The organism is Mesorhizobium sp. M0174 (assembly GCF_040322275.1).
Taxonomy (GTDB): Bacteria; Pseudomonadota; Alphaproteobacteria; order Rhizobiales; family Rhizobiaceae; genus Mesorhizobium.
This window is the reverse complement of sequence record NZ_JAMYTB010000008.1, coordinates 180241-206396: the sequence shown is the minus strand read 5'-3', so window position 1 is coordinate 206396 and position 26156 is coordinate 180241. Positions and strand designations below refer to the sequence as shown.

Sequence of the window (26156 nt, the reverse complement as noted above, 5' to 3'; positions counted from 1 at the left end):
CTCCCTTCCCTCAGGGTGACCCGCCACTACGCTTCGCGGCAGGTCTTGCTTGATCTATTTGACTGGGATCATCAGGTGCGCGTAGGGCGTGTCGGGGAACATGACGTATGGCTGTGTGGGGTTCGGCTCGTGGGGATACAAGGCCATCATGTCTGGTGCGTTCATGACCATCACGTGCGGACCATCATGCAGCCATTCGGCCCCCTCCGGCGGCTTGGTTGCAAAGGGGTCGGTATTGCTGGCCGCATCGCCTCCTTTTAGCATGTAGGCGAAACCAACTTTTCCTGCCGGCGGCTCCTTCTTGGACATGATCGCGTGCATCCACGCCATCCCGTTCTCATCCGTGCACATTGGGTCGTCGGCGGGAGTGCCCGGGTCGTCCGGGATGCAAGTGAAACCGTTGGTGCCCTTCCTCAACGTTTTCATCTCCCAATTCACGACGGCGGCGTTTTTGCCGACAGCCGCCGGTGCCGCTCTAATCGCATTCTCGATCAGCTGCTTGTCGCTTTTGTCGGCCGCAGGCGCGGCGAATGCCCAAGTGGCGGCGACAGCTGCTAGAAACACACTGCTGGAATGGATGCGCATTGCCTCCTCCTTCGCGAGCGTCGGGTTACCGGCGCGTCGCAACGTGCACAGCTCCCGCTCTGTGGAGTTGGCTGCTGCCCTGGGATATAGAACGCGCCGGTAATTAAGATACTACTAATATTACGATAGGTCACCTGAAGATGCGGGACTGCTATGTCGACAAAGAAAAGGGGCTGCGAAATACGCAGCCCCTTTGAAAAAATCGATAGAAAACAGGTATCTGTTTAACGCTTCGAGAACTGGAAGGAGCGGCGGGCCTTCGCCTTGCCGTACTTCTTGCGCTCGACGACGCGGCTGTCGCGGGTCAGGAAGCCACCCTTCTTGAGCACGGCGCGCAGCGCCGGCTCGTAATAGGTCAGCGCCTTGGAGATGCCGTGGCGCACGGCACCGGCCTGGCCGGAAAGGCCGCCGCCGATGACGGTGGCAACGATGTCGTACTGGCCGGCGCGATTGGCGGCGATGATCGGCTGGTTAAGGATCATCTGCAGCACCGGGCGCGCGAAATATTCGGCGAACACCTTGTCGTTGACGACGATCTTGCCGGAGCCGGGCTTCACCCAGACGCGGGCGATGGCGTTCTTGCGCTTGCCGGTGGCATAGGCGCGGCCCGATTTGTCGAGCTTCTGGACATGGATGGGTGCGGCCGGCTGGGTGTTGGTATTGCCGGTGGCAGCTCCGAGTTCTGCGAGCGAGGAAAGCTCAGCCATCTTACGAAACCTTCTTGTTCTTGGCGTTCAGCTTGGCCACGTCGAGGACGACGGGCTGCTGGGCGACATGCGGATGTTCCGTGCCTGCATAGACGCGGAGGTTCTTCATCTGGCGACGGCCGAGCGGGCCACGCGGGATCATGCGTTCGACGGCCTTCTCGACGACACGCTCGGGGAAACGACCCTCGAGCAGCTGGCGCGCGGTGCGCTCCTTGACGCCGCCGGGGTGGCCGGTGTGCCAGTAATAGACCTTGTCGGTGAACTTCTTGCCGGTGAACACCACCTTGTCGGCATTGATGACGATGACGTTGTCGCCGTCGTCGACGTGCGGGGTGAAGGTGGGCTTGTGCTTGCCGCGAAGATGATTGGCGATGACAGTGGCGAGACGGCCGACGACGAGACCCTCGGCGTCGATCAGCACCCACTTCTTCACCACATCCGCAGGCTTCTGCGAAAAGGTTGCCATGAATTGTTGCTTTCGGTTCGGACCTTCAAAAGAAGGCGTTTCTTGTTGCTTGGATTGGCGAAAGGCGCTTGCCCGCCGCCAATAACAAAACGGCGGCCTTTGCGGGCCGCTGTTCCGTGAGGGCTTATAGGAGAGGACGGCGACTGCGTCAAGGCGCGTGAAATGTCAGCAAGCTATCAAAATCCAGCAAAAACAATGCCTTGGATGAAAGGTATTATTTTACCACACCATCAATCCGCTTTGGCGGGATCGAATAGGTGCCCGTTGCGTGCGCTACCGTGTGTCCCTCCGGGCCGGCGACGATGTCGATATCGAACACCATCAGGCTCTTGCCGAGCTTGAGGATGCGGCAATGGCCGTCGATAGGACCACCCTCGGCCTTGCGGACAAAATTGATGTTGAGACTGGTGGTGACCGAAAGCGCATCCGGCCCGGCATGCGAGAGCACGCAGACATAACCGCCTATGTCGGCCAGCGTGAACAGCGCCGAACCCGACACGGTGCCGCCGGGACGCAAATGGCGCTCGTCGGTATTGAGTCGCACGACACAGCCGCCTGGAAACACCTCCAACGCCTCGTAAAAGGTGAACTGGTCGTTGAGCTGCGGGAAAATGGTCGCCATCAGCGCATTGATTTCGGCGGCCGTCAGCACCGGCTTGAGATTGCTGTGGGCGGGCATTTCAGGCTCCCGGTTTGCGCCCTGCATGTATGAACGCGACGTGGCGTTTCTGGCAACAGCCATTCATTAGGGCAGAAGCGGACGAGGGAGTTGGACGAAGCGAGCCGGCATACTAGATTAGTCCATCATCGATCCGGAATCGCGGAGGAACGATCTATGGCCGAAATCGTCGCCATCAAGCCTGCCGTTGCCGAAGGGCCGGTCGTCTCCAGGCTGGACAAGGGCGTGCTGCGCCTGACGCTCGCCAATCCGCCGGCCAATGCTCTTTCGCTTGCAGTGATGGCGGCGCTGACGGCGGAACTCGACCGCGCCAAGGCCGACAAATCCGTCCGCGTCATCGTCCTCGGGGCGGTCGGCAAGGTGTTCTGCGCCGGACACGACCTCAAGGAGTTGAGCGCGCACCGCGCCGATGCCGATCGCGGCAGGGGCTTCTTCGAAAAGACGTTTTCCGCCTGCGCTTCACTGATGCAGGCGATCGTTCGCCATCCTAAGCCGGTGATCGCCGAAGTCGACGGCCTGGCAACGGCGGCCGGATTGCAGCTGGTCGCCAGCTGCGACCTCGCCATCGCTTCGCACGAGGCGACCTTCTGCACGCCTGGCGTCAATATCGGACTGTTCTGCTCGACGCCGATGGTGGCGCTGTCGCGCAACGTCTCGCGCAAGCACGCCATGGAGATGCTTTTGACCGGCGAGACGATCGATGCGGCAACCGCCAAGGAATTCGGCTTGGTCAACCGCGTCGTGCCGCGCGAATATCTGAATCAGATTGTCACCAAATACGCGCAAACCATTGCGTCCAAATCCTCCCTGGTCGTCAAGATCGGCAAGGAAGCCTTTTATGAGCAGGCGGAAATGGGGCTCGCCGAGGCCTATGGTTACACCGGGCGCGTCATGGTCGAGAACATGCTGGCGCGCGACGCGGAAGAGGGCATCGGCGCCTTTATCGGCAAGCGCAAGCCGGAATGGCCGGAGGAATAGGAGGCGGATATGGAACCGCGCATCTCCATCATCACCATCGCGACGGACGATCTTGACCGCGCGGTGCGCTTCTACGAGGCGATGGGCCTGAAGCGCCATGCCGGGATCACCGAGGGCGTTGCCTTCTTCCAGATGGGCGGCGCCATTCTCGGCCTGTTCCCGCGGCAAAGCGCCGAAGAGGATTCGGGCGTGACCTTCAGCAAGGCACCTTCGGCCGTCTACCTTGCCTACAACACCCGCTCTGACGCCGAGGTCGACGAAGTGCTTGCGGCGGCTGAGAAGGCCGGCGGCAAGATCGTCAAGCCGGCCGGGCGCGCCTTCTGGGGCGGCTGGTACGGCTATTTCGCCGATGCGGACGGGCATGTCTGGGAAGTCGCGCACAATCCGGCTTTTCCGATCGCGGAAGACGGATCGATTTCGCTGCCGGGCTGACGACGTTCTCCCTGGCCCATTGCAAGCCACTTGCTCGGCTGTTGGCACCTCACTCCGAAGCGCTGTATGACGAGGCATGAACCACGACGCCTACGACAACGCCTATATCGCCGGCATCCTCAATTCGGTGAAGACCATCGCCATGGTCGGCGCATCGGCCAATGACGTGCGGCCGAGCTATTTCGTGCTGAAATATCTGCTCGGCAAAGGGTTTTCGGTGTTCCCGATCAATCCCGGCCAGGCTGGCAAGGTGATTCTGGGCCAGATGACCTATGCCAGACTCGCCGACGTTCCAGGACCTGTCGATATGGTCGACGTGTTTCGCGCTTCCGCTGCCGTGCCGGGCATTGTCGACGAGGTGTTGCGGCTCGATCCGCTGCCGAAGGTCATCTGGATGCAGCTTGGCATACGCCATGACGAGGCGGCCGCACGCGCCGAAGCCGCCGGCATCAAGGTGGTGATGAACCGTTGCCCCAAGATCGAATATGGCAAGCTGTCCGGCGAGATCGGCTGGACCGGCGTCAATTCAGGCGTGCTGTCGTCGAAGAAGCCGCTGATGCGGCCGGGGTTCCAGAGTTTCGGCGTTCGCCAGAAGTAGGTAAATGAATGGTGAATGGTGAATAGAAGGATTTTTCTGGAAGGCCGGCAAGGCGGCATATGAGCCGCTTGCAATCAGGGTGGGGCTGGCCGACTTTGCCATTCACCATTCACCATTCACCATTCACCATTCACCATTCACCATTCACCATTCACTATTCACCATTGAGGGAGGTTTTTCGATGGCCCGCACGCCCGGTTTCAACACGCTCGCCGTCCATGCCGGCGCCAAGCCGGATCCGGCGACCGGGGCGCGAGCGACTCCAATCTACCAGACCACCTCCTTCGTCTTCGACGATGCCGACCATGCCGCCTCGCTGTTCGGGCTGAAGGCGTTCGGCAACATCTACACCCGCATCATGAACCCGACCCAGGCGGTGCTGGAAGAGCGCATCGCGGCACTCGAAGGCGGCACGGCAGGCCTTGCGGTCGCCTCCGGCCATGCCGCGCAGGTGCTGGTCTTCCACAATCTGATGCAGCCCGGCGACAATTTCGTTTCAGCGACAAAGCTTTACGGCGGCTCGATCAACCAGTTCGGTCATGCCTTCAAAAATTTCGGCTGGCAGGTGCGCTGGGCCGACACCAATGACATCTCGAGCTTCGAGAGCCAGATCGACGACAGAACCAAGGCAATCTTCATCGAAAGCCTGGCCAATCCGGGCGGCGTCTTCGTCGACATCGAGAAGATCGGCGACATTGCCCGCAAGCACGGCCTGCCGCTGATCGTCGACAACACACTGGCCTCGCCCTATCTGCTGCGGCCGATCGAGCATGGCGCCGACATCGTCGTGCATTCGCTGACCAAGTTCATCGGCGGTCACGGCAATTCCATCGGCGGCGCCATCGTCGACGGCGGCACCTTCGACTGGTCGAAGTCGGGCAAATATCCGATGCTGTCGGAGCCGCGCCCCGAATATGGCGGCCTGGTCCTGCACGAAACCTTCGGTAATTTCGCCTTCGCCATTGCCGCCCGCGTGCTCGGGCTGCGCGATATCGGCGCGGCGATTTCGCCGTTCAATGCATTCCTTATCCTGACTGGCCTGGAAACCTTGCCGCTGAGGATGCAGCGCCACTGCGACAATGCGGCCGCAGTCGCCGGGTGGCTTTCCAACCATCCCAAGGTCGCCTGGGTGTCCTATCCCGGCCTGCCCGGCGACAAGAACAATGCGCTGCAGAAGAAGTACTCGCCGCTTGGCGCCGGCGCGGTATTCACCTTTGGGTTGAAGGGCGGCTATGCGGCGGGCATCAAATTCGTCGAAGCGCTCGAATTGTTCTCGCACCTGGCCAATGTCGGCGACACCAAGTCGCTGGTCATCCACCCGGCATCGACCACGCATCGCCAGCTTTCCGACGAGCAGAAGATCAACGCGGGGGCAGGGCCGGACACGGTCAGGCTTTCGGTCGGTATCGAGGACGTCAACGACATCGTCGCCGATCTGGAACAGGCTCTCGCCAAGGTTTGATCGCCATGACCCCGCCGAAATTTCTTTCCGTCGGCGTCGACACCGTCGAACCGGAACTTGGCGCGCCGGCGCCGGATCGCCTGATTTCGGGCGATCCGAAATTCCGCACCTGGAATGTCGAGGAACAGGACGGCGGCCTTTATGTCGGCGTCTGGGAAGCGACGTCAGGCAAATGGCGCATCGAATATGATGAGTGGGAGTTCTGCCACATCCTGTCAGGGGTTTCGGTGATCGCCGAAGACGGCGGCGATGCGCGCACTGTCAGGGCAGGCGACAGCTTCGTGCTGAGGCCAGGCTTTAAGGGCAGCTGGGAAGTGTTTGAAACGACTCGCAAGGAGTATGTGATCAAGCTTTAATCACCCCTGCGGCTGAGCCTGCCGGACGAATGCTCAAAAGCGCACGGCGAGCGTTTCCAGCCCATGGAAATGATAGGTGTCGCGCAAGCGCGGCTGTTCGGCAAGATGCAACTGCGGTAGCCGGTCGAACAGGGTTTTCAGCGACACCTGCAATTCGAGCCGGGCGAGCGGCGCGCCGATGCAGAAATGAATGCCGGCGCCGAACGATACGTTCTTCTGGTCGGCGCGGCCCGGCCTGAAGGCGAAGGGCTCGGCAAAGGCCACCGGGTCGTGATTGGCCATGCCGAGCAGCAGACCGATCGTCTCGCCCGGCTGGACGACGATACCAGGCCCGGCCTCGACCTTCTGATAGGCGTAGCGCGTGAACATGTGCAGCGGCGCGTCGAAGCGCAGGCACTCTTCGACCGTCGCGGCTGTTGCTTCCGACGAGGTGAAGAAGCGGCGTGGATCGCCGCCCTGTGCGAGGATCGACCGCACCGCATTGCCGGTCTGGTGGACAGTTGCCTCATGGCCGGCATTGAGCAAAAGGATGGCCGAGGATACCAGCTCGTCCTCCGACAGTTTCTGGCCGTCCTCCTGGGCCGCAATCAGCAGCGACAGAAGATCGTCGCCCGGCCTCTTTCGCCGCTCGGCGACGTAGCCACGCAAAAAATGCGAAAAGTCCCGCGCCGCGCGATTGGCCGTCTCTTCGGTCTCGCGGGTGCGGCCGTGCATGTACATGGCGACCATCCGATGCGACCAGTCGAGCAGCTGCGGCCCCATATCGACCGGCACGCCGAGCATCTCGGCAATGATGGTGATCGGCAAGGGAGCGGCGAGCGCCGGCAGCAGGTCGACTTCTCCTGGTTCGAAGCGGTCGATCAGTTCGTTGGCCAGCGCCTCGACACGCGGCCTGAGCCGCTCGATCTGGCGCGAGACGAAGGCGCGGTTGACCAGCGTTCTGAGCCGTGTGTGGACAGGCGGCTCCAGCTCCAGCATCGAATTGGCCTCGACGCCGTCGAATGCGCTGAGATGCGTACGGTCCTGGCCGATGCCTCGGCTGTCCGGAATGCCGGCCGGATTCTGGCGGCCGAAGCGGCGATCGCGCAGCAGACGGTTGACATCGTCGAAGCCGCCAAAGCACCAGAAGCCAAATTCTTCCCAGAAGAAGGCGTTCGATGCGCCATGCAGGAAGGTGTAGGCCTCGTATGGATTGTGGAAGAAAGCCGGCTCGTGCGGATCGAGCCGCAGGCTGCGCGTGGCTGGATCAAAGGCAAGGTAGGGCGGCTTCAATTCGGTCATGCCAGATCATTAGCGCGGCTTGCCAGTCTGGTGCCAGACCGTATGTTGGCCCTGCCGTGAGGTGAGCCGCCGAAGCGGTTGCGGAAGGACAGTTTTCATGAATGTGATCGTGGTCGGTGCAGGCATTGCCGGACTTTCGACGGCGTGGTCGCTGGTCAAGGCTGGTCACCTCGTCTCGATCGTCGAGCAGGGATCGATTCCCAATCCGCTCGCCGCCTCCGGCGACCACCATCGCATTATTCGCCGCGCCTACCGGGCCGGAACGGGCTACGGCCGGCTGATCACCGAAGCCTATGAGGCCTGGGACGAGATGTGGGCCGATCTCGGTGAAAGCCATCTCGATCCGCGCGGCTTCATCTGTATTTCGCGCGAGCCGGGAGATGAGGCGGAGGAATACCGCGAGGGCATGGAAGCGGGAAATTATCCGTTCGAATTGGTCGAGCCGGACGCCGCGGTCGAACGCTGGCCGTTCCTAGAACCTGGTTCATTCCGCTATGCATATTTTTCGCCGGACGGCGGCGCGCTGCACTGCCGCAAGATCGCTTCGGGCCTCGCCAGGTGGCTGCGCGCGAACGGCGCCAATGTCTACGAAAACAGCAAGGTCGCCGAGATCGACGCCGACGCCGGACAGGTCGTGCTTGCGAGCGGCGAAACGATGCAGGCCGACCGGATCGTCGTCGCTGCCGGCGCCTGGGTCCTGAAACTGTTCCCGGAACTGGACGGCGAACTGAAAACCTGGCGCACCGCGCTCGCCTATGTCGAACCGCCGGTTGATCTGAAGGCAGCCTGGCAGGCAGCGCCGGTCGTCCTCAACGTCGGCGGCACCATCGACGGCTACGCAATTCCGCCGACAGGTGGCGCCGGCATGAAATTCGGCTCGGGCCTGCACAGGGTGCCGACCAGCGATGCCGACTGGAACCGCCAGCCGGTGCCGGGCGAGGGTGAGGCGATCCGCAACCTGTTTTCGCCGCCGATTGCCCGGATCGAGGAGTACAGGGTCACCGAAGTGGTCACCTGCGCCTACACCTTCACCGTCGACGAGAGATTCCTGGCCCACCGGAAAGGCAAATGCCTGGTCGTCTCGGCCTGCTCCGGCCACGGCTACAAGTTCGGCGCGGCTGTTGGCAGAAGGGTTGCGGCCTGCGTCGGCAATGACGATGTCGACGGCCTGAAGAAATGGCTCAGGGCCGAGGCGCCCTGAGCGCCTAGTATCGGCAATGCCTCGGAATATGCACTCGCCGCCAGCTCGACGAACCCTCCCTGACCACCAAGCGGCGAGCCACTGTCTGATACGACGCCGGAATGTCGATGATGCGCCGCTGCTCCGGCCGCACCAGAACCTCTTCGGCGACGCTCTCGTATTCGGCGGGGAGGACAACGCGCCGCCGGCGTTCCGGCTCAACCACGACGATTTCGGCCACGCGTTCATAGCGCGCCTTGTGCCTGACCTTGCACAGCACCTTGCGGCCATTGATGATGCGCCATTCCCAGGAATAGCCGCCGTCAGCAACCTTCACGGAGCGGTAGATGGTGCGGGTGATGGCGGGCACGATCTCGTAGCTGACACGCACCGGCGCGATCTGCACCACGCGCTCGCGCGTTCCGTAGATTGGCGCCTCGTATTCCACCTGCTGGCCGGCTGGGCTGACGAGCACGTCCTCATAGACCGTGTCGTAGACGGCCGGCCGGTTGACCTGCTCGTAGCATTCGACCGCGCGTCCGCCGGCAGCCGTTTCGGACGCCATGCCGAGAACGGTAATGCCGGTAAGGGCCAAGGAAGCAGCTTTCCTGATCATCGCACTCCCCCTGTTTGAACTGCATGAAGCGAGTTCAACGTTGAATTGTAGGGTAAGCCGTGGCTGGAAAAAGCGGTTTCACCACTTTTCGTTAAGCGATGCGGTTAAGAAAACGCTAAACGCCGGCCAGGCATGAGCGCCCTTCCGACGGCAGGAGAGGGCTGCCGGCACGGCGACGGGCGAAACTTGCTTTGGAAACCTTGATTCGACTTAACCGGATGGCTAGGAGAGGCGGCCTTGCGCTAGGGTGAGCCGGCATCCTATTTACACAATAACGATCCAGAACCGATTCTGCCCGATTGCAAATCTCCGGCGCCGGAATCCCATCCTCAAAAAGGGATAGTCCATGAAGAACCCCGTCGAAACCTACATGAACCTCGTTCCGATGGTGGTCGAACAGACCAATCGCGGCGAGCGGGCCTACGACATTTTCTCGCGGCTCCTCAAGGAGCGCATCATTTTCATCACCGGCCCGGTCGAGGACGGCATGGCGACGCTGGTCTGCGCGCAACTGCTGTTCCTCGAAGCGGAGAATCCGAAGAAAGAAATCAACCTCTATATCAACTCGCCCGGCGGCGTCGTCACCTCCGGCATGGCGATCTACGATACCATGCAGTTCATCAAGCCCGCCGTGTCGACGCTCTGCATCGGCCAGGCCGCATCGATGGGTTCGCTGCTCCTGACTGCCGGCCACAAGGACATGCGCTTTGCTACGCCGAATGCCCGCATCATGGTCCACCAGCCTTCCGGCGGCTTCCAGGGCCAGGCCTCCGACATCGAGCGCCATGCCCAGGATATCATCAAGCTGAAGCGCCGCCTCAACGAGGTTTACGTCAAGCACACCGGCAAGAGCTACGATGAGATTGAAAGAACGCTCGACCGTGACCATTTCATGACTGCCGACGAGGCCAGGGATTTCGGCCTCATCGACAAGGTCATTTCGTCACGTGAGCCGGTCGAAGGTATTGCCTTATAGTCCCGCGGTGGCCCCTGCGGTGGCAATGAGTGGCGGGATTACGCGCTTTTGGCGCAGCTTGCGGCATTTCGGCCACAATTGGCTGTTCCCTCGACGGGTGCAATTGCCTACGTTAAGGCTATGTTGATTTTCGACGGCTTAGCTTTGCGTGGGGTTGTTCGAATCATTGCCCCGTTTTCCGATTTGTGTTTCGTACGGAATGCGTTGCGGGAGCCGGGGCACTGGCGGCAGCGGATTCCCGCGATAGATTGAATATGCGCCCTTTCAACCAGACCATCGGCGGGCGGCCATGAAAGGACAGGAAAATGAGCAAGGTCGGCAACAACAGCGGTGATTCCAAGAACACGCTTTATTGCTCGTTTTGCGGCAAAAGCCAGCACGAAGTGCGCAAGCTGATCGCCGGGCCGACGGTGTTCATCTGCGACGAATGCGTCGAACTGTGCATGGACATCATTCGCGAAGAGAACAAGACCTCGATGGTGAAGTCGCGCGAGGGCGTGCCGACACCGCAGGAAATCCTCAAGGTTCTCGACGACTACGTCATCGGCCAGCCCTACGCCAAGCGCGTGCTGTCGGTGGCCGTCCACAACCACTACAAGCGCCTCGCCCATGCCGGCAAGAACAACGATGTCGAACTGGCGAAGTCGAACATCCTGCTGATCGGCCCGACCGGCTGCGGCAAGACGCTGCTGGCGCAGACGCTGGCCCGCATCATCGACGTCCCCTTCACCATGGCCGACGCGACGACGCTGACCGAAGCCGGTTATGTCGGCGAGGACGTCGAGAACATCATCCTGAAGCTGTTGCAGTCGGCCGACTACAATGTCGAGCGCGCCCAGCGCGGCATCGTCTATATCGACGAGATCGACAAGATCTCGCGCAAGTCGGACAACCCGTCGATCACCCGTGACGTATCGGGCGAGGGCGTGCAGCAGGCACTTTTGAAGATCATGGAAGGCACTGTCGCCTCCGTGCCGCCGCAGGGCGGTAGGAAGCATCCGCAGCAGGAATTTCTGCAGGTCGACACCGCCAACATCCTATTTATCTGCGGCGGCGCTTTCGCCGGGCTGGACAAGATCATCTCGGATCGCGGCAGGAAGACCTCGATCGGTTTCGGCGCTATCGTCGCTTCGCCCGAGGATCGCCGCACCGGCGATGTTTTCCGCCTGGTCGAGCCTGAGGACCTCTTGAAGTTTGGCCTCATTCCCGAGTTCGTCGGCCGTCTGCCTGTCTTGGCGACGCTGGAGGATCTCGACGAGCCGGCACTGATCCAAATCCTGACCGAGCCGAAGAACGCGTTGGTCAAGCAGTATCAGCGGCTGTTCGAGATGGAAAATGTCGACTTGACCTTCCACGAGAACGCGCTCTCGGCGATCGCCAAGCGCGCAATCGAGCGCAAGACCGGCGCACGCGGCCTGCGTTCGATCATGGAAGCGATCCTGCTCGACACCATGTTCGAGCTGCCAGCACTGGAAGGCGTGCGCGAAGTGGTTATTTCGGAAGAGGTGGTGTCAGGCAACGCCAGGCCGCTCTACATCTATTCCGAGCAGAAGGAAAAGAAGGGCAACGTCAGCGCCTGACGTGAGCCGGCAATGGATTTTTCTGAAACGGCGCCGCGGGGCGCCGTTTTGCTGTCGCACACCGCGTATGGCGCCGCGTGCTGGGTGCGGATTGGAGGTACGGACCGTGTTGACCCTTGATCTTTACCCTCAGTGCCTCCAACTAATGGCAGAAGGCCGTGGTGCCGAATTCTGTGCTGTAAAACTCCCGTCACAAACGGTGGTAGGCGGAACGATCCCCGGTCGTTAATATGAGATTCGCGGTTGGCCGATTGGCGGCCGCGACATGAAAGGTTGGACAATGGCCAAATTATCCAAGGCTCCCAGCGACGGCGTCTTCGCAGTCCTCCCGCTGCGCGACATCGTGGTGTTCCCGCACATGATCGTTCCGCTCTTTGTCGGGCGTGAAAAGTCGATCAAGGCGCTGGAAGAAGTGATGGGTCAGGAAAGGCAGATCCTGCTCGCGACCCAGATGAATGCCGCCGACGACGATCCGGAGCCCGATGCGATCTTTGACATCGGCACGCTCGCCAATGTGCTGCAATTGCTGAAACTGCCGGACGGCACCGTGAAGGTGCTGGTCGAAGGTGCCTCGCGCGCGAAAATCGTCGCGTTCACCGACCGTCCCGACTTCCATGAAGCCCGTGCTGCGGCGCTGGTCGAACCGGATGAGGAAGAGGTCGAGGTCGAGGCGCTGGCACGTTCCGTGGTCACCGACTTCGAGAACTACGTCAAGCTGAACAAGAAGATCTCGCCCGAAGTGGTGGGTGCCGCCAGCCAGATCGACGACTATTCCAAGCTCGCCGACACGGTCGCTTCGCATCTTGCCATCAAGATCCCCGAGAAGCAGGAGATGCTCGCCACGCTGTCCGTCAAGGAACGGCTGGAAAAGGCGATGGGGTTCATGGAAGCCGAAATCTCGGTGCTGCAGGTCGAGAAGCGCATCCGCTCGCGCGTCAAGCGCCAGATGGAGAAGACACAGCGCGAATACTACCTCAACGAGCAGATGAAGGCGATCCAGAAGGAGCTCGGCGAGGGCGAGGACGGCCGCGACGAGGCCGCCGAGATCGAGGCGCGTATCAAGAAGACCAAGCTTTCCAAGGAGGCCCGCGAAAAGGCGGAAGCCGAACTGAAGAAGCTGCGGACGATGTCGCCGATGTCGGCTGAATCGACCGTGGTGCGCAACTATCTCGACTGGCTGCTGTCGATCCCATGGGGCAGGAACTCCAAGGTCAAGCAGGATCTGGCCTTTGCCCAGAACGTGCTCGATACGGATCATTTCGGCCTCGACAAGGTCAAGGACCGCATCGTCGAATACCTCGCCGTGCAGAGCCGCCAGAAGAAGCTGAAGGGGCCGATCCTGTGCCTCGTCGGACCTCCCGGTGTCGGCAAGACCTCGCTCGGCAAGTCGATCGCCAAGGCGACTGGTCGCGAGTTCATCCGCATGGCGCTGGGCGGCGTGCGCGACGAGGCCGAGATCCGCGGTCACCGGCGCACCTACATCGGCTCGATGCCCGGCAAGGTCATCCAGTCGATGAAGAAGGCGAAGAAATCCAATCCGCTCTTCCTGCTCGACGAGATCGACAAGATGGGCCAGGATTTCCGCGGCGATCCGTCATCGGCTTTGCTCGAGGTGCTCGATCCCGAGCAGAACTCGACGTTCATGGACCACTACCTCGAGGTCGAATACGACTTGTCGAGCGTGATGTTCGTGACGACGGCGAACACGCTGAACATTCCTGCGCCCTTGATGGACCGCATGGAGATCATCCGTATCGCTGGCTACACCGAGGACGAGAAGATCGAGATCGCCAAGCGTCACCTGATGCCCAAGGTGATCCGCGACCACGCGTTGCAGCCGAAGGAGTTCTCCGTCGGCGAGGACGCGATCCGCGGCATCATCCAGACCTACACCCGCGAAGCGGGCGTCAGGAGCCTGGAGCGCGAGCTGATGAAGCTCGGGCGCAAGGCGGTGACCGAGATCCTGAAGACGAAGAAGAAGACGATCAACATCACGGCGGACAATCTTGCCGATTACCTTGGTGTTCCGCGCTTCCGCTTCGGCCAGGTCGAGAGCGACGATCAGGTCGGCGTGGTCACCGGGCTCGCCTGGACGGAAGTCGGCGGCGAGCTGTTGACGGTGGAAGGCGTCATGATGCCCGGCAAGGGCCGCATGACCGTGACCGGCAATCTGCGCGACGTGATGAAGGAATCGATCTCTGCGGCGGCCTCTTACGTCCGCTCGCGGGCCATCGATTTCGGCGTCGAGCCGCCGCTGTTCGACAAGCGCGATATCCACGTCCACGTGCCGGAGGGCGCAACCCCGAAGGACGGACCGTCTGCTGGCGTGGCGATGGCGACGGCAATCGTTTCGGTGCTGACCGGTATCCCGGTCAGGGCCGATGTGGCGATGACCGGCGAGATCACGCTGCGCGGAAGGGTGCTGCCGATCGGCGGCCTTAAGGAAAAGCTGCTTGCCGCACTGCGCGGCGGCATCAAGAAGGTGCTGATCCCGGAAGAGAACGCCAAGGATCTGGCGGAGATTCCGGAAAACGTGAAGAGCGGCATGGAAATCATTCCGGTCTCACGCGTCGGTGAAGTGTTGCGCCATGCGCTGGTGCGTATGCCGGAACCGATCCAGTGGGTCGAACCCGTTAATGCGCCGGCCGTGGTCGATGTCGCAGACGAAGCTGGTAAATCGCTGGCGCATTAGCGCTTGCTAAAGTTGCAATGCACAAAGAGAGAGCCGGGCCTTGAGCCCGGCTTTTTCATGTGAAGAACCGCAGATTTCCGGGCTTTTTTCAACTTTTTTGGCGCTTTTCGACTTGGTTGCCGGGGCGCTTCTTTCTAAAGTCCGTTTCCTGCCGGATGAGTCGAGTGTTCCGGTTTTCTCATGGAAGGGAATTTTTATGAACAAGAACGAACTGGTATCCGCTGTCGCCGATGCCGCGAGTATTTCGAAGGGTGACGCGCAGTCGGCGGTTGATGCGGTGTTTTCCGTCATCACCGGCGAACTGAAAAAGGGCGGCGATGTCCGGCTTGTCGGCTTCGGAAATTTCACCGTGTCAAAACGCGCCGCGTCGACCGGCCGCAATCCGCAGACCGGTGCGGAAGTGAAGATCCCGGCGCGCACCGTGCCGAAGTTCTCGGCCGGCAAGGGCCTCAAGGACGCGGTCAACTAAGCGCCTCCTTAAGTCTTTCAGAGAAAAGAAGAACCGGCATATCCGGTTTTTCTTTTCTGTTGGAAAAGGCGGCGCTACGCCGTCGGCGCGTCCGTGCGCATCAAGCCTTCTTTCTTGAGATCGGCCCACAGCGCCGATGGCAGCTTCGCGTCGAGCAGCGAGCGATTGCTTTCGACTTCGCCAGGCCGCTGGCCGCCGGGGATTACCGAGACGACGGAAGGATGCAGCAGCGGGAACTGCAGCGCCGCCTCGATCAGGCGCGCGCCGTGGCGCTTGCAGACGGCCTCGATACGGGTGACGCGGTCGATGATGTCCTGCGGCGCCTTCGAATAGTTGTAGTAGGCGCCGGGCTTCGGCCCGGTTGCCAGGATGCCGGAATTGTAAGGCCCGCCGAGAACGATGCCGATGCCGCGTTGCTGGCATAGCGGCAGGAAAGACTGCAGCGCCTCCTGCTCCAGCAGCGTGTAGCGCCCGGCAAGCAGGAACAGATCGAAATCGCCGCGCTCGGCCAGCGTCTGGGCAACCTGCCACTCGTTGATGCCGCCGCCGAACGCCTTGATCACGCCCTGGTCGCGCAATGCCAGCAATCCATAGTAGCCGGAACTCATGAATTCCTGGATGCGCTGGTCCGAGGCTTCCTTGCTGCCATGCGTGAAGATGTCGACATCGTGCACGAAGAGGATGTCGATGCGGTCGACACCGAGCCGTTCCAGCGAGGCCTCGAAGGAGCGCATGATACCGTCATAGCTATAGTCGTAGACCTCGCGGCGCGAAGGGGTGTCGAAGAATTTGCCGATGCCGGTGCGCTGATCCGGCGGACAGCCGCGCATGATGCGTCCGACTTTGCTGGACAGCACGTAGTCGTCGCGCTTCTTCGAACGCAGGAACGGATTGAGCCGCGTTTCGGCTAGGCCTAGCCCATAAAGCGGCGCGGTGTCGAAGTAGCGGCAGCCGACCCGCCATGCCGCCTCCAGCGTGGCATTGGCATCCTCGTCGGAGACGGCGCGGTAGAGATTGCCGAGCGGCGCGGTGCCGAAGCCGAGCTCGGTGAAGGTGATGCCGCCATTGCCGATGCGGTCGAAATGCCGTGTCTTCATATACTGTCGTTTCCTCATTTGCGATTTGCCGTGACACTATCACGGCTGTGGCACATCAAAAGCACTGCGTGTCGTTGGACACCGATTTTCGCGGTGATAGCATGAATGAAAACGAGCTGTTCGGGGCCGATGTGACTGACATATTCAAGTGGTTCTCCGGCGCCTGGAAGCTGGTGCAAATGTCATGAGGGACGCCGGCGAAAACCTGTGTGGGATTGCGCTGAACGAGCTTGGTACCGTGCTGGAGCGTATCGACGAAAGCCGCGTCGACGCCGCTTGCGCCATCTTGGCGGGCGCGAGAAAGATCGTCACCTATGGCTGCGGCCGCGAGGCGCTGCAGGTCAAGGTTTTGCCATGCGGCTGTATCATCTCGGTCTGCCGGTTTCGGTGGTCGGCGATATGACCACGCCGCCGCTGAGCGCGGGCGATGTCTTCCTCGCCAGTTCCGGCCCGGGTGAGACGCCGACGGTGCTGACCTTGATGCGGGTCGCACGCGATGCCGGTGCCGCCGTCCTGCTGCTCACCGCGCAAGCCGACAGCACTGCCGCAAAGCTGGCCGACCTCACACTGCTTATCCCGGCTCAGACCATGGCCGACGACCAGGGCCCGGAAAAGACGTCCGTGCTGCCGATGGGCTCGGTCTTCGAAGGCGCGCTGTTCGTTCTCTTCGAAGTGATGGTGCTGAAGCTCCGGGACCTGACCGGCGTCTCGCCTGAAGCGATGCGCGCCCGCCACACCAATATGGAGTAGTTGTCATGCGGTACGAATTGATGCTGCCGCACCAGATCCGCAAGACGATCGTCGAGAACCGGCCGGTCGTGTTGCCGCTCGGTGTTCTTGAATACCATGGCGAGCACATGGCCGTCGGCATGGACACGCTGGCGGTGATCAAGAGCCTGGAGCTGTTCGAAAAAGAAGCCGAGATCGTCATTCTGCCGCCCTTCTATTACGGCGCGGCGAGCTATGCGGTTGCAGCACCGGAGGGCAGTGGTTCGGTGCAGGTCGGCGGCAATGTGCTGGCGCCATTTGCGGAAGAATTGTTCTACAGCCTGCTGCGTATCGGCTTCCGCAACATCCACGCCATCATTCACCACCAGACCGAAAATTTTGCTGCCGGCATGCCAACCGATCTCGCCTTCAAGGCCGCCGGCCGGCAGGCGATCTTCCGCTTCCTGGAGAAAGAACGTGGCGAAGGCTGGTGGGGCTCTGCGGCGATGGCCAACTATTATGCCGAGCACGCCGAGGGCAGCAATTTCTTCAACTGGGTGCAGGTGCATCCGCTGATGCCGGCTTCAATGCACACCCAATACCCGTTTGACCATGCCGGCATCGGCGAGACGTCGCTGATGCTGGCGTTGTGCCCGGAAGCGGTCGATGCCGACCGCTTCGCCGACAACACCGGCTGGTACACGGCAAGTGCTTCCGAAGCCTCGGCCGAATTGGGGCAAAAAGGGATCGCCATGATCCTCGATCATTTGCGGGCAACCCTTTCGGGTTAGCGCGGTTTTCCCTCTTCCCTTGTTGTTCCCTTGTTGTGGAAGAAGGGAAGGCTGGCGCAGTTATTTCACCGCGCCCGCCGTCATGCCCATGATCAGGTAACGCTCGAGCGCGATGCCGATAACGGCGAGCGGTGTGATGGCCGCGGTGGCGAGCGCTGCCATCGACCACCAGTTGATGCCTTGTGAGCCGGTCTGGCTCGCCACCATGACAGGGATGGTTTTGGCGTCGGTCGAGGTCAGAAGCGCGGCGAAGAAATACTCGTTCCAGCACAGCACCATTGCAAGGATGAAGGCGGCGACCATGCCCGGCAGCGCGATCGGCATGACGATGCGCAAGAAAGCGCCCCAGATCGACAGGCCGTCGACGAGTGCTGCCTCCTCCAGTTCTACGGGAATGGAATTGAACTGGTCGCGCATGATCCAGATGACGATCGGCAGCACCATCAGCGTATAGAGCAGGATCAGCCCGATGCGTGTGTCGAGCAGGCCGACTTCCCGGTAGAGCACGAGAAAGGGCAAGGCCAGTACCACCGGCGGCAGGATCAGCTGCGACAGGAAGAAGAAGGAGATGTCCTCGTTCCTGAACCAGGCGAACTTGTAACGATAGCGGGTCAGCCCGTAAGCGGCGAGGCTGCCAATGACGATCGCCAGGCTCGAGGCGCCGACCGAAGTGATGACCGAATTCATGAAGCGCTTGATAAATTCGTCGCGAACCGTCGACGTCCGAAGGATCGAGTCCGGAGAGAGGCCGAGTGACCGCCAGCCTTTCCAGTCGGGCTGGAAGTCGACGAACGGAATCAGATGGCCCTGGGTGACGTCCACCGCGGTCTTGAACGAAGTGGTTATCGTCCAATAGATCGGGAACAGACAGATGAAGGCCCAGAAGATGAGCGCGCCGTAGATGAAGACGCGGTTGGCGACGAAGCTCGCCGGCGAACGAATTTCGGAAGCGGCATAGTCCGTGGTCTGAACGCTCATCTTGCCGGCCCGATCAGTTGACGTTGCGCACGAAGCGGCTGGCGAATTTCAGCAGCCAGGTCACGAACACGATGATGATGATCAAATAGGCCATCGCCAGCATCGTGCCGTAGCCGACATTCGATCGATCGCGATATTCGCGGTAGATGAAGCTCGACACTGAATCGGTCGCGCCGCCCGGGCCGCCAGAGGTGACGGTGATGATGATATCGGCGAGCTTCAGCTTGAAGATGATGCGCAGGATGACTGCCGTCACCGAGACCGGCAGCATCAGCGGGAAGGTGACCTGCCAGAAGGTCTGCCATGGGTTGGCGCCATCGACACGCGCCGCCTCGAGCACTTCGCGCGACATCGCCTGCAGGCCGGCGAGCAGCATGATCATCATGAACGGGATGAAGGTCCAGGCGTCGAGCACCATGATCGAGATGCGGGCGGTGATCGGGTTGGAGAAGAAGGCCGGGTTTTCCCAGCCGAGATGCCGCGCCAGCGTGGCGGCCGGCCCGAAGCGGTATTCCATCAACGACTTGCCGATCATCCACGACACCGCCACCGGCGACAGCATCAGCGGCAGCAGGAAGACGACGCGGAAGAATTTTCGCGCCCGGATCTGCGCGTTGAGCAGCAGCGCCAGGCCGAAGGCGATCACATATTCGACCAACACCGCCAGCACGTAGAGCACCATGTTGAACAGCGCGTTGCGATAATAGGCATCGTTCAGCATCTGCCAGAAATTGTCGAGCCCGTTGAACTTCCGGCCGCTGAAAGAACTGAGGTTCCAATCGGTCAGCGCGATGTAGAAGCCGAACAGGGTCGGGAAGATCACCATGGCAATGGTGAACAGCAGCGCCGGCAGCAGGAACAGCGCGCGCTGGCCGTCCTCGCCGCGCGTCAGCACCTGGCCGATGCCGAGTGCGACACCCCACAGCACATAGGCGTAGACCACCGGCCGCCAGCTCTCGAAGCCGATAGCGTCGACATCGCTCTTGTAAAGGATCTGCAGCGCGATCACCGCCAGAAGGCCGAGCGTTGCAGCAGCCATCAGCGCCCAGCCAAGCCGTTTGCGGCTCCGTGGGATCAGGTCGGATGGCACGGCGCCTGCCGGCCATTCACTTGTCGACAAAGTCTGGTCAGCCAGGGTCCGGTCAGCCACGCGTCTTGCCCGTTCACAGGAGGCTCGATGACCGGCCGAGCCGGTCGAGGCCAAGTCGGTCAAGCGGAGGTCCGGCGGCTTTGCGCTGCCGGACCAAGTTTCACGATCTCAGCCTACATGCCGAGCGAGGCCTTGTAGAGCTTGATCTGGTTGTCGCGGCCAATCTGGTCGGTGATCTTCTCCCAAGCGGCTGCGATGGCGTCGGCGCCTTCCTGCGCCTTCATCTTGCCGGCAAAGGTGTTGGCCAAAATGTCCTCGGCGGCGCTGTAGTACTGGAAGATGCCGGGGATACGCGGCTCGATCGCCGCGTTCGGATGGTTGTAGCTGTCGGCTTCCGACTTGAGATATGAGCTTATGAACGCTTCGTCGTAGCCCGCCGCCACCCATTCCGGAATGTTGAAATGCGAGTTGCGGTAGGGCTGGAAACCCGACGGATAGGCCGCGCACCAGAGCGACAGGTCCTTGCCGCCGAGATGAGCGGCGGCGGACCAGGCGGCCTTCTTCTTCTTTTCGTCGCTGTCGACGCGCGCCATGACGTAGACGCCCCAGCCGAGATAGGCGCAGTTCGGCGCATGGTTCGGGCCGCTGGCGAGCTTGTCCCACTGGCCGGTCTTGGAGTTGTAGACATCGTCCGAGCCCGGCAGGATCGAGAAGCCGGTGACGTCCCCTACGACCGACGAGTCGTTGGTTTTGACGTTCGAGCCAGCGTCTCCCCACCAAACCAGCATCGACCCGGTGCCGCCGAGGAATTGAGAGAAACAGGTCTGGTTCGGGTCGGCATTGATCTGATCTTGCGGTTCGGAAGGCAATGCATCGATCACGTCCTGGATCGCGCGGACCCAGGCCGGGTTGTTGACGCGCGGTTTCATGGTGTCCGGATCGAATAGCCAAGCTTTGTCGTCGGGATGTTTGGCGTAAGCGCTGGCGCGGCTGCCGAGGAAGTAGAAGCCGAAACCGCCCCAGGGCTTGGGCGCATCGAGATAGCCATAGACGTCCTGGCCGTTCACCTGCTTGCCCTTGAGGAACTTGGTCACCGCCTGCACTTGCTGCCAGGTCTTCGGCACGCCCCATTCGCCTTCACCGCCCCCATCCTTCCACGCCTTGGCGAGATCGGCATCGGCGAACACATCGGTGCGGTAGTTGAAGTTATGCGCGTCGCCGTCGACGGTCACACGATACTGCTTGCCGTTCCATGTGCCGACGGGAGGTTTCAGATAGGCCACCAGGTCGTCCATGTCGATCTGCGTCCTGACCCAGTCGGGCATCTCCGAAGTCAGGCCCTTGCCGCAGACGTCGCCTTCGAACGGTGCGCCCATTTCGACAATGTCGAAGTCGATAGTGTTGGTAGCGATCGCCTGCTGCAGACGCGGATTGTAGTCAGCCTGCGCCAGGTCGATCCAGTTGATCTTGGCGCCGGTATAGGTCTCCCACGGCTTCAGAAAGCCGCGAAACAGCACATTGTGCAGGTTCTGGTTGTTGAGGCCCATGAAGGTGAGTTCGACGCCGGCGAATTCGCCTTCCTTGACATTGGCCTTGGTGGCTCCCAGGCAAAGCTCGCCGACCTGCTGGAAATCGGCATCGGTCGGCTGACCCTTGCCGACGCCCGGAATCTGCAGGATCTGCGCACGCAGGTCATCGGCGGCCGCGGCCGGGCGCGTCAGGGCGCCAAGCCCGGCGCCAGACGCCGCGGCGAGGGCGGCCATGCTGGCCGCTCCCTTCAGCACGTCGCGGCGGGTGGCCCCGGCGCGGACAAGTTGGTTATAAAGGCTGACTTTCATCTCGTTCCTCCCAGAAGGTCAATCGTGAATTTGGTTCAGATGATGGAGCGCCGATTATGTTCCCCAACGACAGCGACTCCGTAAATAGCGGCCCGAATTCTCCCTCCCGCGACGCTTGGCATTCAGTACCGGACAAGCGTACCGGTGCGCCCGGAACAGGGTCATAAGCCGGACACTGTCACTATTCGCACAACGAAGTGCGGTGTCAACGTGAATGGGTTTTTTATCTATAAGAGACCGACTTGCCCTCGCCGTTTGCGTTGTTTAGCTTCACGGCAACCAAAGGGGGAATGATGGCTCAAGTCGCGATCCGCAATGTGGCCAAGGCGTTCGGAACCGTCAAGGTTCTGCACGATGTCAGCGTCGACATCGCCGACGGGCAGTTCGTGGTGCTGGTCGGGCCTTCCGGCTGCGGCAAATCCACGTTGCTGAGGATGGTAGCGGGGCTGGAGACAGTCTCCGGCGGCACCATCGCCATCGGCGAGCGCGTCGTCAACCATTTGCCGCCGGCCAAGCGCGACATTGCCATGGTGTTCCAGAACTACGCGCTCTATCCGCACAAGACGGTCGAGCAGAATATGGCCTTTGCTCTCAAGCTGCGCAAAACCGACCCGGCGGTGGTCACTGAGCGGGTCAAACGGGCCGCCGACATCCTCGACCTCAATCCCTACCTCAAGCGCTATCCGCGCCAGCTCTCCGGCGGCCAGCGCCAGCGCGTCGCCATGGGCCGCGCCATCGTGCGCAACCCGCAGGTGTTCCTGTTCGACGAGCCGCTCTCCAATCTCGATGCCAAGCTGCGTGTCCAGATGCGCACGGAGATCAAGGAACTGCACCAACGACTGAAGACCACCACCATCTACGTCACCCACGACCAGATCGAGGCCATGACCATGGCCGACAAGATCGTGGTGATGCGCGACGGTCGCATCGAGCAGGTCGGCGCGCCGCTGGAGTTGTTCGACCGGCCCGCCAACCTGTTTGTCGCCGGCTTCATCGGCTCGCCCTCGATGAACCTGCTCAAGGGCGTCGTGCGCAAGGGCGACAAGCCCGTCGTCGAGATCGCCGGGACGCCGTTCCCGATTGCTGCCAAGAGTGCCGTGGAAGATGGCCGCAATGTCGTCTACGGCGTGCGGCCCGAGCATCTCGAAATCCATCCAGATGGTGTTCCGGCGAAGATTTCGGTGGTCGAGCCGACCGGTTCCGAGACTTTGGTGTTCCTGCGCTTCGGCGAGGGCGAGATGGTGGCGCTGTTCCGTGAACGCCACGACTTCAAGCCGGGCGACACACTGCACCTGAAACCGCGGCTCGATCAGGTGCATCTCTTCGACGCAGAGACCGGAAAGCGTCTCTGATTTCGCCCCAGCAAACTTCGCGAGGAATACCATGCTCAAAGGAATCAATCCCCTGCTCAATGCCGATGTGCTGCAGGCGCTGCGGGCGATGGGCCACGGCGACGATCTGATTATCGCCGACACCAATTTCCCGTCCGATTCGGTGGCGCGCCAGACCGTGCTTGGCCGGCTGCTGCGCATCGATGCGTCGGCGGCCGACGTGGTCAAGGCGGTGCTTTCGCTCTATCCGCTGGACACCTTCGTCGACGACGCGGCCGCGCGCATGGAGATCGTCGGCAAGCCGGACGACATTCCCGCCGTGCAGCAGGAAGTGCAAAAAGAGATCGATGCGGCCGAGGGCAAGGCCTGGCCGATGATCTCGGTCGAGCGCTACGCCTTCTACGAACGCGCCAAGAAGGCCTATTGCGTCATCCAGACCGGCGAGCGCCGCTTCTATGGCTGTTTTGCCTTCCGCAAGGGCGTCGTGCCACCGGATGCGGAGTAGGGGCATGCCGGCGAAACCGATCGTCATGAAGCCGGTTGTCATATTGGGCGTCTTCGTCGCCGACACGGCCTACCGCGCCGTCCGCCAGCCGCGGATGGGCGAGACGATCCTGGGCACGTCCTTCACGCTCGGCCCCGGCGGCAAGGGCTCGAACCAGGCGGTGGCAGCCGGCCGGCTCGGCGCCGATGTCACCTTCCTTACCCGCCTCGGCGTCGATCCCTTTGCCGATATGGCGAGACAGACCTGGTCGCATGCCGGCGTGAAGAGCGCCGTCATCGACACGCCGGAAAGCTACACCGGTGCCGCCTATATCTTCATCGAGGAGACGAGCGGCAACAACGCGATCATCGTCAGCCCCGGTGCGGCGATGCTGATCTCGCCCGCCGATATCGAGGCAAATGCCGGCCTGATCCGCGCGGCCGGCGTCTTCGTCACCCAGCTTGAGCAGCCGATCGAGGCGGCGATGCGGGCGCTGGAGATCGCGCGCGGGGCAGGGGTGACCACCATTCTCAACCCGGCGCCGGCGGCCAAGCTTCCGGACCGCATCTATACACTTTGCGACTATGTGACGCCGAACGAGACTGAGGCCGAGGAACTGACCGGCATCAAGGTGTCCTCCATCGACGATGCCCGCCGTGCCGCCGACAGCCTGCTTGAGAAGGGCGTGGGCGCTGTCGTCGTGACGCTCGGCGAAAAGGGCGCGCTGCTGCACACGGCCGACCGTTCCGAGCATGTCGCAGCGGTCGCCGCCGGCCCGGTCATCGAGACCACCGGCGCGGGCGACGCCTTCAATGGCGGCCTGGCCGCAGCGCTGTCGAGCGGGATCGAACCCCTGCAGGCGGTGCACTTCGCTTGCGCCGTCGCCGGCATCTCGGTGACGCGCCCGGGCACCGCGCCGTCCATGCCGACGCTGCAGGAAGTCGAGGCACTGCTCGCCAAGGGGTGAAGCCCGGCACTGCGGGATGAGACTGTGAGCGGGAGCGAATGGGTTAGACCCGGCTCTTCTCCGAGAAGCTATTGTCTTCTGGCTTGACCACAAACAGGCGGGCAGTTCGATGGATGAGGATCAATGCCAGAATTCGAAAGGAGTGGACCTGGACTGGGTCACGAAAGAAGATGATTTTTGACAAATCAACGTCGACATTTCTCCGACATCAAGGGCACGTGGCCCTAAGGAGAAATGGCGCGAGTGACGGGGCTCGAACCCGCGACCTCCGGCGTGACAGGCCGGCACTCTAACCAACTGAGCTACACCCGCGCATGGACGAGCACGTGTCAGCCGTGTTCGTCGTTGGGGCGGTGGATAAGGGGTAAGCCACCGGGTGTCAAGCGGACCCGGACAGCATAACAGCAAACAGGAGAAGGTTTTTTGACAAGCCGAACTTTGTAGCCGAAACCGGCTCCCGGCCAAGCCACTGGCCGTTCATTTGTCCTTGCGAAGCCGGTCCTAACTGCTTAAAGGTCCGGCCCGGAGCGGGCGATTAGCTCAGTTGGTAGAGCGCTTCGTTTACACCGAAGATGTCGGCGGTTCGAGCCCGTCATCGCCCACCACTTTCCATCGACGTGTCCATTCAGGCATTGTCTTTTTGCAATGTCCGGTTCGCACGCCTGCACTGTCAGAAAATCGTCCAACTGGCGGTTGGTAGACGCAACTACCTGGCATCCCTTATCATTCTGCTTGATCGCCCCGCCGCATCGGAAAGATGCGGCGGGCTTCTTCGTTGCCCAGGCACTGGTCTTCGCGATAATATTGGCATCGTTTGGAGGTCGGAGCGTGAAAGAATTCCCTCGGAAGCCCGACAATAACCAGGCAGCACGTGCCCGTCAGGCTACTGAACACGGAACCGCGCTGATTGAAGAGCTTCGCTACACGATCGCCCTGTCGCGCCGGCTGATCGAGGCGTCACATTCACTGCTGAAGAGGTCGCAGAGCCAGGGCAGGCGTCTCGAGAGTGATGGTATCGAGATTGGCTAATAGGCACGTGGTTTGTCGACGCTAAGGTCCCCGTCGTGCACATGGACCCTTCGATACTGAGTTGTCCCGGCACACGATCGACGCAACTAGTGGTTTCGTGGTTGCGGCGGTATCTCCGCTCCCAACCGCTTCACAGTCCGGGGTGGGCGCATAAACAGTAGGACTTTGGTCTGATCGAACTGCCTTTCCCGTGGGACCTAAGTCTGATCTGCTGGCTACCTGGGTGGCAAACGATTGCCGAAAGATAAAACCTACAGTAATTTAAGGGAGCACAAAAGAAAGCTAAAATCTTACTTGCATATGAGCATGGGCGGGCGCGAAAATATTCCTGGATGGCTTGCGAGTCATCTTGCGGATGATGCGGTGATCGCAGGAGATCTCGCCGATAAGATATCTAAGGAGGCTGAAGGAAACCGGCTTCCGGGCGAACGGGTTGTGGAGACAACCCGTAGCGCAGAAGACACCTTCAAGAAGGAAAAAGGCGAACCGTATCGCCGCGCCACGATTGCGGGAATCTTGGCCAGCGGCTCATTCCTCGCGCTGTTGGTGTTAGCGATCTATCTGCTTTATGTGTTCTCGATCGTGGCCGGGGAAACGGTCGCGAATGTTCCCCTGCCGCCCACAGTGAACTAGCCGCTCCGCCACACTCGAATTAGCCCCGCACTGTGTTGATGCTGGTGACTTTCGTGTCTGCGGTGGACCACGCGAGGAAGGTTTCGTTCCCGCGGCAAAGGTGTTCACACGGGGCAACTGGCTGCTGCAGAACGGCAGCATTGTACTTCCATC

The 26156-nt window shown here is 61.4% G+C and carries 26 protein-coding genes, 2 tRNA genes and 1 pseudogene; 18 read left to right on the top strand and 11 right to left on the bottom strand.

Annotation, left to right across the window (positions count from 1 at the left end; translation table 11 throughout):
* Window positions 1-54: 54 nt before the first annotated feature.
* The 4 genes from NKJ13_RS18790 to NKJ13_RS18775 form a co-directional block, all read right to left on the bottom strand.
* Complete coding sequence (locus tag NKJ13_RS18790; protein WP_352703095.1) at window positions 55-585, bottom strand: hypothetical protein; 531 nt, start codon at window positions 583-585, stop codon at window positions 55-57.
* Window positions 586-809: 224 nt separating this feature from the next.
* The gene (gene rpsI, locus NKJ13_RS18785; protein ID WP_352738314.1) at window positions 810-1292 is read right to left on the bottom strand and encodes a 30S ribosomal protein S9; all 483 of its coding nucleotides are present in this window, start codon (window positions 1290-1292) and stop codon (window positions 810-812) included.
* Between the two features lies 1 nt (window position 1293).
* Complete coding sequence (gene rplM, locus NKJ13_RS18780; protein ID WP_023674645.1) at window positions 1294-1758, bottom strand: 50S ribosomal protein L13; 465 nt, start codon at window positions 1756-1758, stop codon at window positions 1294-1296.
* Between the two features lie 214 nt (window positions 1759-1972).
* Complete coding sequence (locus NKJ13_RS18775; protein ID WP_352751594.1) at window positions 1973-2437, bottom strand: PaaI family thioesterase; 465 nt, start codon at window positions 2435-2437, stop codon at window positions 1973-1975.
* Window positions 2438-2593: 156 nt separating this feature from the next.
* Here NKJ13_RS18775 and NKJ13_RS18770 point away from each other — a divergent pair, with 156 nt between their 5' ends.
* The 5 genes from NKJ13_RS18770 (at window position 2594) to NKJ13_RS18750 (ending at window position 6263) form a co-directional block, all read left to right on the top strand.
* The gene (locus tag NKJ13_RS18770; RefSeq protein WP_352737998.1) at window positions 2594-3415 is read left to right on the top strand and encodes an enoyl-CoA hydratase; all 822 of its coding nucleotides are present in this window, start codon (window positions 2594-2596) and stop codon (window positions 3413-3415) included.
* 9 nt (window positions 3416-3424) lie between these two features.
* Window positions 3425-3847, top strand: a complete 423-nt coding sequence (locus NKJ13_RS18765; RefSeq protein WP_352702557.1) for a VOC family protein — start codon at window positions 3425-3427, stop codon at window positions 3845-3847.
* 76 nt (window positions 3848-3923) lie between these two features.
* Window positions 3924-4445: a CoA-binding protein gene (locus NKJ13_RS18760; protein ID WP_352738000.1), complete on the top strand. Its 522-nt coding sequence runs from the start codon at window positions 3924-3926 to the stop codon at window positions 4443-4445.
* Window positions 4446-4626: 181 nt separating this feature from the next.
* A complete protein-coding gene (locus NKJ13_RS18755) occupies window positions 4627-5907 on the top strand; it encodes an O-acetylhomoserine aminocarboxypropyltransferase (protein ID WP_352738002.1) in 1281 nt (426 codons plus the stop codon).
* Window positions 5908-5912: 5 nt separating this feature from the next.
* Entirely contained in the window at window positions 5913-6263 is a 351-nt protein-coding gene (locus NKJ13_RS18750; RefSeq protein ID WP_352738004.1) for a cupin domain-containing protein, read from the top strand.
* A gap of 33 nt (window positions 6264-6296) precedes the next feature.
* On the opposite strand, the gene NKJ13_RS18745 is transcribed toward NKJ13_RS18750, so the two are convergent.
* On the bottom strand, window positions 6297-7544 hold the full coding sequence (locus NKJ13_RS18745; RefSeq protein ID WP_352738005.1) for a cytochrome P450: 1248 nt from the start codon (window positions 7542-7544) through the stop codon (window positions 6297-6299).
* 97 nt (window positions 7545-7641) lie between these two features.
* Here NKJ13_RS18745 and NKJ13_RS18740 point away from each other — a divergent pair, with 97 nt between their 5' ends.
* Window positions 7642-8745, top strand: a complete 1104-nt coding sequence (locus tag NKJ13_RS18740) for an NAD(P)/FAD-dependent oxidoreductase (protein ID WP_352506469.1) — start codon at window positions 7642-7644, stop codon at window positions 8743-8745.
* A 4-nt stretch (window positions 8746-8749) separates the two neighbouring features.
* On the opposite strand, the gene NKJ13_RS18735 is transcribed toward NKJ13_RS18740, so the two are convergent.
* A complete protein-coding gene (locus NKJ13_RS18735) occupies window positions 8750-9340 on the bottom strand; it encodes a hypothetical protein (RefSeq protein ID WP_352738007.1) in 591 nt (196 codons plus the stop codon).
* Between the two features lie 346 nt (window positions 9341-9686).
* Between NKJ13_RS18735 and NKJ13_RS18730 the strand changes: the two genes are divergently transcribed.
* The 4 genes from NKJ13_RS18730 to NKJ13_RS18715 all read left to right on the top strand — a co-directional run bounded on the left by NKJ13_RS18730 (window position 9687) and on the right by NKJ13_RS18715 (window position 15057).
* Complete coding sequence (locus tag NKJ13_RS18730; RefSeq protein ID WP_254817601.1) at window positions 9687-10316, top strand: ATP-dependent Clp protease proteolytic subunit; 630 nt, start codon at window positions 9687-9689, stop codon at window positions 10314-10316.
* Window positions 10317-10621: 305 nt separating this feature from the next.
* Complete coding sequence (clpX, locus tag NKJ13_RS18725) at window positions 10622-11896, top strand: ATP-dependent Clp protease ATP-binding subunit ClpX (protein WP_006332719.1); 1275 nt, start codon at window positions 10622-10624, stop codon at window positions 11894-11896.
* A 280-nt stretch (window positions 11897-12176) separates the two neighbouring features.
* Complete coding sequence (lon, locus tag NKJ13_RS18720) at window positions 12177-14588, top strand: endopeptidase La (RefSeq protein WP_254817728.1); 2412 nt, start codon at window positions 12177-12179, stop codon at window positions 14586-14588.
* 196 nt (window positions 14589-14784) lie between these two features.
* Window positions 14785-15057 carry an HU family DNA-binding protein gene (locus NKJ13_RS18715; protein ID WP_006201846.1) on the top strand — a complete coding sequence of 91 codons (273 nt, stop codon included), beginning with the start codon at window positions 14785-14787 and terminating at the stop codon, window positions 15055-15057.
* 74 nt (window positions 15058-15131) lie between these two features.
* Here NKJ13_RS18715 and NKJ13_RS18710 read toward each other — a convergent pair whose 3' ends face one another.
* Window positions 15132-16154, bottom strand: coding sequence for an aldo/keto reductase (locus NKJ13_RS18710; RefSeq protein WP_352738009.1), 1023 nt, complete (start codon window positions 16152-16154; stop codon window positions 15132-15134).
* Window positions 16155-16338: 184 nt separating this feature from the next.
* Here NKJ13_RS18710 and NKJ13_RS18705 point away from each other — a divergent pair.
* A pseudogene (locus tag NKJ13_RS18705) lies at window positions 16339-16904 on the top strand (SIS domain-containing protein).
* A gap of 5 nt (window positions 16905-16909) precedes the next feature.
* A complete protein-coding gene (locus NKJ13_RS18700; protein ID WP_352738011.1) occupies window positions 16910-17653 on the top strand; it encodes a creatininase family protein in 744 nt (247 codons plus the stop codon).
* A gap of 60 nt (window positions 17654-17713) precedes the next feature.
* Here NKJ13_RS18700 and NKJ13_RS18695 read toward each other — a convergent pair whose 3' ends face one another.
* The 3 genes from NKJ13_RS18695 to NKJ13_RS18685 all read right to left on the bottom strand — a co-directional run bounded on the left by NKJ13_RS18695 (window position 17714) and on the right by NKJ13_RS18685 (window position 21559).
* Window positions 17714-18631, bottom strand: a complete 918-nt coding sequence (locus NKJ13_RS18695) for a carbohydrate ABC transporter permease (RefSeq protein WP_352506464.1) — start codon at window positions 18629-18631, stop codon at window positions 17714-17716.
* A 13-nt stretch (window positions 18632-18644) separates the two neighbouring features.
* Window positions 18645-19766, bottom strand: coding sequence for a carbohydrate ABC transporter permease (locus tag NKJ13_RS18690; protein WP_352506569.1), 1122 nt, complete (start codon window positions 19764-19766; stop codon window positions 18645-18647).
* Between the two features lie 128 nt (window positions 19767-19894).
* Window positions 19895-21559, bottom strand: a complete 1665-nt coding sequence (locus NKJ13_RS18685) for an ABC transporter substrate-binding protein (protein ID WP_352738013.1) — start codon at window positions 21557-21559, stop codon at window positions 19895-19897.
* A gap of 293 nt (window positions 21560-21852) precedes the next feature.
* On the opposite strand from NKJ13_RS18685, the gene NKJ13_RS18680 reads away from it, so the two are divergent.
* From NKJ13_RS18680 to rbsK, 3 genes are read left to right on the top strand one after another with little or no spacing between them, the layout of a single operon-like run.
* Complete coding sequence (locus NKJ13_RS18680) at window positions 21853-22911, top strand: ABC transporter ATP-binding protein (RefSeq protein WP_254817606.1); 1059 nt, start codon at window positions 21853-21855, stop codon at window positions 22909-22911.
* Window positions 22912-22942: 31 nt separating this feature from the next.
* The gene (locus tag NKJ13_RS18675; protein WP_023674665.1) at window positions 22943-23395 is read left to right on the top strand and encodes an RbsD/FucU family protein; all 453 of its coding nucleotides are present in this window, start codon (window positions 22943-22945) and stop codon (window positions 23393-23395) included.
* A gap of 4 nt (window positions 23396-23399) precedes the next feature.
* Entirely contained in the window at window positions 23400-24341 is a 942-nt protein-coding gene (rbsK, locus tag NKJ13_RS18670) for a ribokinase (protein ID WP_352777995.1), read from the top strand.
* A gap of 235 nt (window positions 24342-24576) precedes the next feature.
* On the opposite strand, the gene NKJ13_RS18665 is transcribed toward rbsK, so the two are convergent.
* A tRNA-Asp gene (locus tag NKJ13_RS18665) sits at window positions 24577-24653 on the bottom strand.
* Window positions 24654-24870: 217 nt separating this feature from the next.
* Between NKJ13_RS18665 and NKJ13_RS18660 the strand changes: the two genes are divergently transcribed.
* The 3 genes from NKJ13_RS18660 to NKJ13_RS18650 all read left to right on the top strand — a co-directional run bounded on the left by NKJ13_RS18660 (window position 24871) and on the right by NKJ13_RS18650 (window position 26003).
* Window positions 24871-24946: transfer RNA gene (locus tag NKJ13_RS18660), tRNA-Val, on the top strand.
* Window positions 24947-25169: 223 nt separating this feature from the next.
* Window positions 25170-25370, top strand: coding sequence for a hypothetical protein (locus tag NKJ13_RS18655; protein WP_352738017.1), 201 nt, complete (start codon window positions 25170-25172; stop codon window positions 25368-25370).
* Window positions 25371-25604: 234 nt separating this feature from the next.
* The gene (locus NKJ13_RS18650) at window positions 25605-26003 is read left to right on the top strand and encodes a hypothetical protein (RefSeq protein ID WP_352649095.1); all 399 of its coding nucleotides are present in this window, start codon (window positions 25605-25607) and stop codon (window positions 26001-26003) included.
* Window positions 26004-26156 lie beyond the last annotated feature (153 nt).